12 protein-coding genes are annotated in these 9,669 nt (G+C 68.8%); all 12 read right to left on the bottom strand.

What is annotated here, in order from left to right; all coding sequences use genetic code 11:
• Nucleotides 1–33: 33 nt before the first annotated feature.
• A complete protein-coding gene (gene ccsA, locus OXM57_00265) occupies nt 34–786 on the bottom strand; it encodes a cytochrome c biogenesis protein CcsA (GenBank protein ID MDE0351116.1) in 753 nt (250 codons plus the stop codon).
• Between the two features lie 60 nt (nt 787–846).
• Entirely contained in the window at nt 847–1,527 is a 681-nt protein-coding gene (locus tag OXM57_00260; protein ID MDE0351115.1) for a heme exporter protein CcmB, read from the bottom strand.
• The gene (locus OXM57_00255; GenBank protein MDE0351114.1) at nt 1,524–2,177 is read right to left on the bottom strand and encodes an ATP-binding cassette domain-containing protein; all 654 of its coding nucleotides are present in this window, start codon (nt 2,175–2,177) and stop codon (nt 1,524–1,526) included. Before OXM57_00255 ends, OXM57_00260 begins: the two co-directional genes overlap by 4 nt.
• A 59-nt stretch (nt 2,178–2,236) precedes the next feature.
• Nucleotides 2,237–3,100 (bottom strand): SPFH domain-containing protein, encoded by an 864-nt coding sequence (locus OXM57_00250; GenBank protein MDE0351113.1) that lies wholly within the window; start codon nt 3,098–3,100, stop codon nt 2,237–2,239.
• A gap of 77 nt (nt 3,101–3,177) precedes the next feature.
• Nucleotides 3,178–3,831 (bottom strand): bifunctional phosphoribosyl-AMP cyclohydrolase/phosphoribosyl-ATP diphosphatase HisIE, encoded by a 654-nt coding sequence (gene hisIE / locus OXM57_00245; GenBank protein MDE0351112.1) that lies wholly within the window; start codon nt 3,829–3,831, stop codon nt 3,178–3,180.
• Complete coding sequence (gene hisF, locus OXM57_00240) at nt 3,824–4,585, bottom strand: imidazole glycerol phosphate synthase subunit HisF (protein MDE0351111.1); 762 nt, start codon at nt 4,583–4,585, stop codon at nt 3,824–3,826. The genes hisIE and hisF overlap by 8 nt, the downstream gene beginning before the upstream one ends.
• Entirely contained in the window at nt 4,582–5,238 is a 657-nt protein-coding gene (gene hisH, locus OXM57_00235; protein ID MDE0351110.1) for an imidazole glycerol phosphate synthase subunit HisH, read from the bottom strand. Before hisH ends, hisF begins: the two co-directional genes overlap by 4 nt.
• A complete protein-coding gene (hisB, locus tag OXM57_00230; protein ID MDE0351109.1) occupies nt 5,235–5,834 on the bottom strand; it encodes an imidazoleglycerol-phosphate dehydratase HisB in 600 nt (199 codons plus the stop codon). The genes hisH and hisB overlap by 4 nt, the downstream gene beginning before the upstream one ends.
• Nucleotides 5,835–7,178 carry a histidinol dehydrogenase gene (gene hisD / locus OXM57_00225; protein ID MDE0351108.1) on the bottom strand — a complete coding sequence of 448 codons (1,344 nt, stop codon included), beginning with the start codon at nt 7,176–7,178 and terminating at the stop codon, nt 5,835–5,837.
• Complete coding sequence (hisG, locus tag OXM57_00220) at nt 7,175–8,068, bottom strand: ATP phosphoribosyltransferase (protein ID MDE0351107.1); 894 nt, start codon at nt 8,066–8,068, stop codon at nt 7,175–7,177. The genes hisD and hisG overlap by 4 nt, the downstream gene beginning before the upstream one ends.
• Nucleotides 8,058–8,372, bottom strand: coding sequence for a YerC/YecD family TrpR-related protein (locus OXM57_00215; GenBank protein ID MDE0351106.1), 315 nt, complete (start codon nt 8,370–8,372; stop codon nt 8,058–8,060). Before OXM57_00215 ends, hisG begins: the two co-directional genes overlap by 11 nt.
• 131 nt (nt 8,373–8,503) lie before the next feature.
• Nucleotides 8,504–9,669: molybdopterin-dependent oxidoreductase (locus tag OXM57_00210; protein ID MDE0351105.1), on the bottom strand; the 1,166-nt coding region annotated here is incomplete at its 5' end.

Below are 9,669 nucleotides of genomic sequence, written 5' to 3'. Positions count from 1 at the left end.
GGAACACCGCTGCCTCGCCATACCACACCGCCATTACACAGACAGACCACTAGGAGGGCCGACCGACGCGCCGACCGGTTGCGATGCGGCTGCGGACCCGGCAACCGCCGCCTCGAGGCGGGCGATGCGGGCCCGGATCGTCACCAGGTGGGCGAGGGCGGCGACGAAGGCGGCGAGTACGACGCCCAGGGGGGCGACGAAGGCGGCGTCCATGGTGCTGTTGGCCAGGTCGGGACGGATGATGGAGGGACCCTGGTGGAGGGTCCGGAACCACAGCACCGAGTAGTGCACTATCGGCACCTGCACGAATCCCACGATCCCCAGCACGGCGCAGCGGACCGCCCGCACCCGAGGGTCCGTGATCGACCGGCGCAGTGCCAGGTAGCCCAGGTAGAAGAAGAACAGCACGGCGGTGGACACCATCCGGGCGTCTCCCCAGTCCCACCAAACCCCCCAGACGAAGCGGCCCCAGATCATGCCGGTGAGCAGGGTGATGGCCGTGAACAGCACGCCGACCTCGATAGCGGCGGCCGACACCAGGTCAGCCGCCGGGGAGCGGCGGATCAGGTACCAGACCGCCATCACCAGGCCGGCGCCGAGAGCGATGTAGGCGGTGATCGCGGACGGGACGTGGACGAACAGCAGCCGGGCGGCTTCTCCCTGGGTCTCCTCATCCGGCGCGGTGAGCGACATGTAGAGGCCGACCGCTGTAAGGCACAGGGCCACCGCGCCGGCAGCGGTTATGGCCCGGGACCTCGGGTGCAGGGTGGCGGCTTCGTGGGTCATCTGACCCGGTCGTTGAAAGGTCGGGCTACGTGCGGCAGCGGAGGCAGTGCCATGACGTCCTTACCGGGTGGTCTCGTCCATGGGCCCCGCCAGCAGCACGCCGACGATGACGAGGGCCAGGTTCATGGCCACCAGCAGGAGCAACCAGGAAAGGCTACCTTGTTCGGCGATGGCGGAATCCGTGCCTCGGGCGGTGGCAAGGAGAACCGGAACGGCCAGAGGTATTGCCAGCAACGGCCCGAGCGCGGTGCGCTCCCTTAGACCTGTGACGAGCGTGGCTACGAGCGATCCCAGCAGACCCAGCGCCATTACGCCCGCGATCGCCAGCAGGGCCAGCCAACCCCAACCCGGGTTTCCCTCCGGTGCGTACAGGACGATCATCAGCGGGGCAAGCACCACGGTCACACCGAACAGCAGGACGGCGCTCGCCAGGCTCCGCCCCAGGAAGCCGGCGGCGGGGTCGAGCCCGCTCAGGGTGAGTAGATCCCTGACCGGGCCGGACTCGCGGGCGCCGGACCCGAAGGTGACCGTCATGCCGAACAGGATCACCACCAGCCATAGCATGCCCGGACCGATCCGGCGGAGCAGGGCGGTGTCTGCGCCGATGGCGAGGGGCGCCAGGAGAAGGGCGAGGGCGGCGAACGGGGTCGCCATCCGGAGCGTCACCCCACCCCGGACCTCGACCCGCAGATCCTTGGTGAATACCCACCGGACCTGCTTCCAGAAGGCTCGCGGGGTCATACGGGCGCCTCGAGGACCGTTCCGGCGTTAACCGACAACCTGCGGGTGAGCAGCGAGCCCGCCCGGTGCCGGTCGTGCGAGACCATCACCACCGCACCGTCCCCGTCGGTTACCCGGCCGACGAGATGGTCCACGAGCGGGGCGGCGGCCTCGTCCAGGCCAGCGTGCGGTTCGTCCAGGAGGAGCAACCGGGGCGTCCAGGCGAGGAGGCGGGCGAACTCCACCCGGCGTTGCATCCCCAGGGAAGCCTGCGCGGCCTTCAACCCGGCGACGTCCGCCAACCCTACGGCGCGGAGGGGGTCGCCATCCGCGGGACCATCGCGTAATCCGGCCGGAAGGTTCACGTTCTCCCTGAGGGTCAGCTCGGGCCAGAGAGCGGGGAAGTGGCCGATCAGGGCGATCTTTCGCCGGACGCGCACCAGATCCTGGGGGCGGGCGCCGGTGTCCGCCCCCAGCACGGCGCAGTTGCCGGAGGTGGGCCGGTGCAAGGTGGCCAGGAGGCGCAGGAGGGTTGTCTTGCCTGCCCCGTTGGGTCCGCTGATCCCCACTATCTCACCGGCTTCGACCGTCAGGTCCACGCCGCGCAGGATCACAGAGCCCGAGGCGGAGAATCCGACATCTACCAGTCTGACCAGTGGTTGATCTGACACGAGCGGAGTGTAGAAGGATGCTCTCCGTAGCCCGGAAGCCGCCTCCGGGGCCGTTCTCCCTAGAGCGTGTCGGTGTTCAGTACCGGTTGGGTGGCCTTGTCGCCGCACAGGACCACGAGCAGGTTGCTCACCATGTTGGCCTTGCGCTCCTCGTCGAGTTCGACGATCCCGCGGGTGGACAGTCCTGCGAGCGCCATCTCGACCATGCTCACCGCACCCTCCACGATCTGGCTGCGGGCGGCGATGATGGCCCCGGCCTGCTGGCGCTGGAGCATCGCCGACGCGATCTCGGGCGCGTAGGCCAGGTGGGTGATCCGGGACTCGAGTACTTCCACCCCCGCCGTGCCGAGCCTGCCCTGGATCTCGGTCTTCAACTGGTCGGCGATCTCCTCGGTGTCGCCGCGCAGCGAGATCTGTCCCTCCTTCTGCGTGTCGTACGGATAGCGGGTGGCCAGGTTGCGCACGGCTGACTCGCTCTGGACGTGCACGAAGTTGACGTAGTCGTCCACCTCGAAGCTGGCTTCGGCGGTGTCGGCCACCTTCCAGACCACCACCGCCGCCATCTCGATCGGGTTGCCGTCGATGTCGTTGACCTTCGAACGTTCCGTCTCGAAGTTGCGGACCCGTACCGAGATGCGCTGCTTCGAGTAGAGGGGATTGGTGTACCGGAGTCCGGTGTCGCGGACCGTGCCCACGTAGCTTCCGAATAACTGGAGGACACGGGCCTCGTTCGGGGCCACCGTGAACAGGCCTGCGGACAGGATGAGAAGGATCGGGATCAGTAACGATGTGACCAGGATCAGCCAGAGAGTCCCGTCGATGATGCCTCTGATCAGCATGTAGATGTCGAGGGCGAACAGCAGCAGCAGGACCAGCAGCGCCAGCACACCCGACGGCGCCTTGCGGATCCGTTCCTCGATCATGCCCCGTTCCCCTCGCTCGATGCTCGGAGACTACCGGCGCCACGCCGGTTAACGATTGGCGCCGGAATCCGGGTGCGTCACTGCCGCTCTGACGCTGTCCGGCGGCGGGAGGCCAATTCCTCGACCACTTCTCGGGCGCTGACACCCCGTTCCGCCAGCAGGACCAGCAGGTGGTAGATGACGTCTCCCGCCTCCTCGGCTACCCGCCGGTCGTCGGCCCGGCCCGCGTGGTGGAGGAGGGCCGCCTCGGCCAGTTCCGAGGCCTCTTCGATCAGCTTGCGTCCGGTGGCAGGTGCTCCGCCCTCGGCCAGCCGCGCAGTGTAGGAACCGGTCGCAGACGCCGATGAGATCCGGTCGGCGATGGTCTGCCACAGCCGTTCCAGGTCGGCGAAACCCTGCGGAGCGGGATCGTCCCCGCCGTCGAGGTTCTCGAAGCAGGTACGGTGGCCCGTGTGGCAGGCCGGCCCGGCGGGAGCGACCTTCACCACCAGCGTGTCCCGGTCGCAGTCCGCCCCGATCCCGACCAGCCGGAGCGTGTTGCCGCTGGTCTCGCCCTTCTTCCACAGTTGCCGGCGGGACCGGGACCAGAAGTGCACCTGGCCGCTGGACAGGGTGAGGCCCAGCGCCTCTGAGTCCATCCACGCCATCATCAGCACTTCGCCCGTACGGTGGTGCTGGACGATGGCGGGAACCAGCCCGCGGTCGTCCCAGGTGATGGACAGGTCAGACACGGCGGACCGGTATCCCTGCCTCGCTCATCACCCGCTTGATCTCGCCCAGCTCCACCTCGCGCCGGTGGAAGATGGAGGCGGCCAGCACCGCCGACGCCCCGGCCTCCACCGCTTCGACGAAGTGGCTGGGCCGCCCGGCGCCGCCCGACGCGATCACGGGTACGTCCACCGCGCCGGTGATCGTCCGGAGCAACTCTGTATCGAAGCCGATGTTGGTGCCGTCCCGATCCATGGAGGTCAGCAGGATCTCGCCGGCGCCGCGGGCGACCCCTTCCGTGGCCCACTCCACCGCGTCACGTCCGGTGTCGTGACGCCCGCCGGTCACGAAGATGTTCCACGACCCTCCCGGCATGGCCTTGGCGTCGATGGCGAGCACCACGCACTGGCTCCCGAAGGCATCGGCACACCGATCCAGGAGGTCCGGGTCGCGCACTGCGGCGGTGTTCAGCGATACCTTGTCCGCCCCGGCCCGCAGCACCCGGCGCATGTCGTCCACCTCCCGCACGCCGCCGCCCACCGTCAGCGGGACGAAGACGTTCTCAGCGGTGCGATGGACCACGTCCAGGAAGGCGAACCGGCCCTCGGGGGAAGCAGCGATATCGAGGTAGACGATCTCGTCCATCCCCTCCCGGGCGTAACGGCCGGCCAGTTCCACGGGATCGCCCTCGTCGGTGAGGTTGACGAAGTTGACCCCCTTCACCACCCGTCCGTGCTTCACATCGAGGCAGGCGATGATGCGCGTTCTCAGGGTCATCCGGCGCCCCCGGAACCGCCGGCCGCGCGGGACCACTCCTGGACTTCGGACACGAAGTTGGCGAGGACCCGGAGACCCTGATCACCGCTCCGCTCCGGGTGGAATTGGACACCGATCCTGCCGGCGCTTCGGACGGCGGCCGCGAAAGGGTGGGGGTACTCGGCGTAGGCGATGGTGATGGCCGGGTCCTCGGGGACGGGTGCGTAGCTGTGGACGAAGTAGAAGGTCGCTTCCGGGGAAATGCCGTCGAACAGGGGGTCCCGCCGGCCGTTCGGCGGGAAGATCAGGTCGTTCCATCCGATGTGGGGGAGCAGCGGAGCATCCTCGAGCTTCCGCACCCGCCCCCGGTCCAGGCCCAGGCAGGACTGGCCGTCCTCGTCGCTCACCTCGAAGAACAGCTGCAGGCCGATGCAGATGCCGAGGAGCGGTCCCTTCCACGACCTGAGCGGTTCCACCAGACCTTCGTTCGTCAGCCGCCTCATGGCGGCGCCGGGCGCGCCCACGCCCGGCAGGACGACCGCCGCGGCGCCGGACAGGTCGGCCGGACCGGTGGCGACGGCCACCCTGGCCCCGGCCCGCTCCAGGCCCTGGCTGATCGAGACCAGGTTGCCGGCGCCATGATCGATCACCGCCACCAGGGGCGGAGAGGTCATGGGCCCTCCTGGGTTGGCGTTCCCTTGGTGGACGGCATCCCGCTGCGGCGCGGGTCGGGGGCGACGGCGGCCCGGAGAGCCCTGGCCAGGGCCTTGAAAGCGGCCTCGGCGACGTGATGATCGTTCCGTCCGGTGGCGGTCAGGTGCATCGTGATCCCGGCGGACCGGGCGAATGACTCCAGAGCGTGCGGGATGTTCTGGGCGGTCAGGTTGCCGATGAAGGGGTTGGCCAGTTCCAGGTCGATCACGGAGTAGGGCCGGCCACCCACGTCCACGGTGGCTGTGCCGATGGCCTCGTCCATCGGCACCCGGGCGTCGCCGAAACGGTGGATGCCGGTGCGGTCTCCCAGGGCGTCGCCGAGCGCCTCACCGACGCACAGGGCGGTGTCCTCCACCGTGTGGTGGTCGTCCACTTCCACGTCGCCTTCCGTGGTGACGTTCAGATCGAACAGGGCGTGGTGGGCGAGCGAGGTGAGCAGGTGGTCGAAGAACCCGATCCCGGTCCGGACAGTGGCGTCGCCGTCCCCGTCGAGGTCGAGCGTCACCGATACCCGGGTCTCCTTGGTGGTGCGCCGGCAGGTGGCTTTACGGGGCATTCAGGCCTCCTCGCTGTCGGTGGTGGTTCGGGTGATGGTCGGATCGAAACGCATGGAGGCTGCCATCCGGTGGGCGTCCAGACCCTCGGCCGCGGCGAGTTCCTCGATGACCGGGCGGATGGTGGCCAGGCCTTCCCTGGTCAGCGTCTGGACCTGCCGCCACGACCCGAAGTCGTCCACCCCCAGCGGTCCGTGCGATCTGGCCAGTCCTCCGGTCGGGAGCACGTGGTTGGCGCCGGTGGCGTAGTCGCCCGCGGACTCCGGTGACCACCGGCCCACGTAGACCGACCCGGCATTGACGACTCCGGCGGCGGTCTCCGGCGCGTCGGCGGTGAGCACCGAGACGTGTTCGGCCGCGTACTCGTTGGCGAAGCCCACCGCGTCGCGGATGGTATCGGCTACGAGGATCCAGCCGTGGTCGGCCAGGGCGGCCCCCAAAATGTCCCGACGGGGGAGTAGAGGCAGAAGGCCGGCGATCTCGGTCTCCACCCCGGTCGCCAGCCCCGGGTCGGTGGTGACCAGGACAGCCGGCGAGTCGGGGCCGTGCTCGGCCTGGCAGAGCAGGTCGATGGCCACCAGTCGGGGGTCGGCGGTGTGGTCGGCCACCACCAGGACTTCGCTAGGACCGGCCGGCAGATCGATGGCGCAGGCGCCGAAGACCTCGAGCTTGGCGGCGGTCACCCAGGCGTTGCCCGGCCCCACGATCTTGTCCACGGAGGGGATGCTCTTGGTGCCGTAGGCGAGGGCGGCGATGGCCTGGGCGCCGCCCATGGCGTATACCTCCTCCACACCCAGCAGCCCGGCCGCAGCCAGCAGGGTGGGGTCGATCCTTCCGCTCCCGTCACAGGGGGTCGCCACCGCTATCTCGGCGACTCCCGCGACCTGGCCCGGGACCACCGTCATGACCAGGCTGGACGGATAGCCGGCCTTGCCCCCGGGCACGTACGCCCCCACCCGCCGGAGAGGGGCCCAAAGGCGGTCGATCCGGACGCCGGGAGCGGTCTCGTGCGAGCTGTTGGGGGGTTTCTGGGTCTCGTGGTGGCGCCGCACCGCGTCGATGGCCCCTTCGAGGGCCTTGCGAACGCCGGGTTCGGCATTGTCGAGGGCTTGGGAGATCTCGGACGGTGTCACCCTGGGATCGGGCCGCCCGCCGCCGTAGGAGGCTCCGGCCTCCGCGAGCGCCCGGTCGCCGTCCCGGCGGATCATCCGGCAGATGGAGGCGACGACCGTGCGAACCCCGGAGTCGGGTACGGCCGTCCGGCTGAGTATCTCCCGGCGGGAGCGGGTGTCGAGGCCGGACAACCGGCGCACCCTCAACAGGCGGGAGGAGTCGGGAGAGCTCACGGGATCAATTGCCCGATCGGTAGGACCAGGATGTCCCGTCCCCCGGCTTCCTTGAGCAGGGGTAGCAGGTTCCAGACCTCGTCGCGACCCACCACCGAGTGGATCGACACCATGCCGTCCTCCGCCAGCGGGATGACGGTGGGAGCCTCGAGGCCCGGAATGAGGGCGGTGATCCTCTCCGTAGTCTCGCGGGGAGCATTGAGCAACAGGTAGCGCTTCTTCCTGCCGGCCAGCACCGACTCGATCGCAGTCACCACCCTCTCGATCTCGGGCTGATGCCGATCGAGGCCCGGGACGTCCGCCCCGTTGGCGCCGATCAGCACCGCCTCGCTCTGCATGATGGTCGCCACGGGCCGGAGACCGTTGATGAGCATGGTGCTTCCCGTGGACACCAGGTCGGCCACGGCGCTCGCGAACCCCAGCTTGGGAGCGACCTCGACCGAGCCGCGCAGCCGTTTCACGAGTACCCGGCTCCCGAGCTCCGAGAAGTACCTCCTGGTCAGGTTGGGGTGTGAGGTGGCAACCGCCATCCGGTCGCCGAAGTCCTCCGGTTCCCGGACCGGGGAATCGACCGGGACCGCCACGGTCAGGGAACACCGGCCGTAGCCGAGCGCCAGCAGGGTGGTCACGTGTTCGGCCCCGTTCCCGCGCCCCAGTTCCTCGAGCAGGTCGAGCCCGGTCACGCCCAGGTCTGCCACGCCGGTCTCGACCAGATCCACCACATCCTCGGCCCGCACGAAGAGGAGCTCGATGTCGGCGTTGCGAACCCTGACCGACAGGACCCGTTCGCTCTGCTCGAACGACAGACCGGCTTCCCTGAGGAGGGCGATGGTGGGTTCCCGGAGCCGGCCCTTGTTGGGTACCGCGACGCGGAGCGATCTACCGGGCATCGTGGTCTCCCCTGTCGAGCCGGTCGAGGGCGATGCGGTATCCCCCCGTCCCGAACCGCCGCCATTCGTTGACCCGGCCCACGGTGGTGACGGAGGCGCCGGTCTGCTCGGACACGTGCCGGTAGGGGAGGCCGGACTCGAGCAGCGTGGCCACCTCCCACCGGTTCGACAGCCCTTCGATCTCGGTGCGGGTGCACAGGTCCCGGAGGAAGAGCGCCATCTCGTCAACCGTCTCGAGGCTGAGCAGGGCGCGGCATAGCGCGTCGATGTCCGGGGTTCTCCAGTTGCGATCGGGCATGTTCATGGGATTACTCCATCAGGACCAACTCGGCGCAGGCCACATGTCCGGGAGCATAACACACTAGTGTACTAGTGTACTAATACACCAGTAGTCCGAGAGGGAGGCTGTGGCCCGTGGCCAGGGAGCTTCCGGCGTCAGGCGGCGTGCACCTGGATGGTGTGGTATCCGGTTGCTCCGTCGGGCCGGGGCGGGCGGACACTGTCGGTCTGGGTCCGGCCGGTGCCGTCGGTGGCCCTGACCGCGATCGTGTGGGCGCCGGGCGTGAAGTCATGCTCCAGGTACCACTGCCGCCAGGTGTCGATAGACAGTTCCTGGGGGAGGTGCGCGTTCGTCCAGTCACCGTCGTCGACCCGCACCTGTACCCTCGAGATGCCCCGGGTCTGGGCCCACGCGACCCCGGCGATGACGTTGGTTCCGGCCGTGATGTTCCCCTCCCGGGGTGTGTCGATCCGCGACTGGGTCTTGATAGGCGCCTGTTTGGCCCATCCTCTCGGGACCCAGTAGGCGTCGAAGTCGTTCCATCCCGTGAACTCCACCTCCGTCAGCCACTTGGTGGCGGACACGTACCCGTACAGCCCCGAGACGACGAGGCGGGCCGGGAACCCGTGCTTCAGCGGGAGCGGCTCGCCGTTCATCCCGATCGCCACCAGAGCCTCCCGACCGTCGAACACTGCGGCGGTGGGAAAGCCGACCGTGAACCGGTCCACTGAGCGGCCGACCAGTTGGTTCCCGTCCGGGCGGACGCCGGCCCTCTCGACCAAGGTCCGCAGGGGTACCCCCAGCCATTTGGCGTTGCCCACCAGACCCCCGCCCACCCGGTTCGACACACAGCAGAGCGTGATGTAGCGCTCCACCAGCGGCATGGCCAGCAACTCGTCGTACGTGATGCTGAAGGGGTTGTCCGCCCGTCCGGTGAACGAGAGCGTCCACGTTCGATGATCGACCTGGGGAACGCCGATAGCGGTGTCGACCACGTAGAACTCGTCGTTGGGCGTGATCAACTCGGACACGCCCTCGACCTGCGCTATCTGGGCACGGGTCGGATCCGCCACCCCCGAAACACTCGACCTGGCCGGGGCCTGCGTGGTTGTGGTGGTCTCCGGTACGTGCGTGGTGGTCGTGGTTTCGGGGGGCTGCGTAGTTGTGGTCGTCTCGGGGGCCTGCGTGGTTGTGGTCGTCTCGGGCGCCTGTGTCGTGGTGGTGGTTTCGGGGGCTTGTGTGGTGGTAGTGGTCTGGGGGGCTTGTGTGGTGGTGGTCGTTTCGGGGGCTTGTGTTGTCTCGGCGGTCGTGGGCTGGGTGG

The organism is bacterium (assembly GCA_028820935.1).
GTDB lineage: Bacteria > Actinomycetota > Acidimicrobiia > Spongiisociales > Spongiisociaceae > Spongiisocius.
The sequence above is the reverse complement of the archived record's forward strand: the minus strand, read 5'-3'. Positions and strand labels throughout refer to the sequence as shown.